1 protein-coding gene and 1 pseudogene are annotated in these 1,003 nt (G+C 68.6%); both read right to left on the bottom strand.

Annotation, left to right across the window (positions count from 1 at the left end):
• A pseudogene (locus tag JCM25156_RS26020) lies at window positions 1-461 on the bottom strand (GTP-binding protein); the annotation flags it as partial.
• Window positions 462-466: 5 nt separating this feature from the next.
• Window positions 467-877, bottom strand: coding sequence for a DUF1636 family protein (locus JCM25156_RS18050; protein WP_025814245.1), 411 nt, complete (start codon window positions 875-877; stop codon window positions 467-469).
• Between the last annotated feature and the right edge of the window lie 126 nt (window positions 878-1,003).

Here is a 1,003-nt window from a genome sequence, read left to right as displayed (position 1 = left end):
CCGCCGGGTCATCGGCAAAGCGGCCCATCGGCCACGGCGGGGCCGTCCACCACCGTCACCACGCCATCCACCGTCATGCGGGTGCGGATCGTGGGCCAGCCGAACGCCTTGAGCAGCGGCTTGGGCAGCGCCAGCCCCGATGTCTCGATCACGATATGGTCGGGCGGGGTCGGGCGGTCGAGCAGGGCTTCCATGGTGGGCAGGAAGTCATCCGCCACGGTGCAGCACAGGCAGCCATTGGTCAGTTCCACGATGTCATCATCGCCGCAGCCTTCTATGCCGCAGGCGCGCAGCGTGTCGCCGTCAATGCCCAGCGTGCCAAATTCGTTCACGACAATGGCGATGCGCCTGCCGCGCGCATTGGCCAGCACATGGCGCAGCAGCGTGGTCTTGCCCGCGCCCAGAAAGCCGGTGATGACGGTAACGGGCACCTTGGCGCGCGCCGTGGCGGAAGTGTTCATGGCGATCAGGCTCCAGAAAAGAGGGAAGCGGGAAAGCGGCCGCGCACCATGCCCGACAGGCTGGCCGGACGGCGCGAGGGCATGACGGTGCCACTGCGCGATGTGGCGTAGGCGACGATGTAGGTGAGCAGGTCGGCCGCCTTTTCCGGACCAAGTTCCGCCAGCAGCCAGCCCCATTTGCCCGGCGTGGCGACCACGGCGGCGCAGCCGCTGTCACACATGGCCAGGCAGTTGACCTCATGCACCACGATTTCCGCGTTGCCCGCGGCCAGCGTGGTGAGCGCATCGTGCAACTGGCGGCCCTGCGGGTTGTCCGACGCGGGCAGGCCGCGGCGGCAGGTCACGCACACATGCACATGCACGGGTGATGCTTCCGGCAGCTGTTGCGCCAGTGGCTGTTGCGTGGGTGTGGTCATGCTCCATGCCCTTTCGCGGCATTGCTGCGCGCAGGCAGCCGTACAAGGCGGGGTGCATGATGACGGCGGCCACGGCCGCGCGGGAACGGCGGATGGCCCATCGCGTGCCGGGCACCCCGCCAGCCA

The sequence above is a fragment of the Komagataeibacter kakiaceti JCM 25156 genome (assembly GCF_000613305.1).
Note: the sequence above shows the minus strand (reverse complement) of the source record. Positions and strands in the feature narration are given on the sequence as shown.

Excerpts from the sequence above, each read along its gene's own strand:
- JCM25156_RS18050 (WP_025814245.1), bottom strand. The coding sequence starts at position 877 with ATGACCACACCCACGCAACAGCCACTGGCGCAACAGCTGCCGGAAGCA.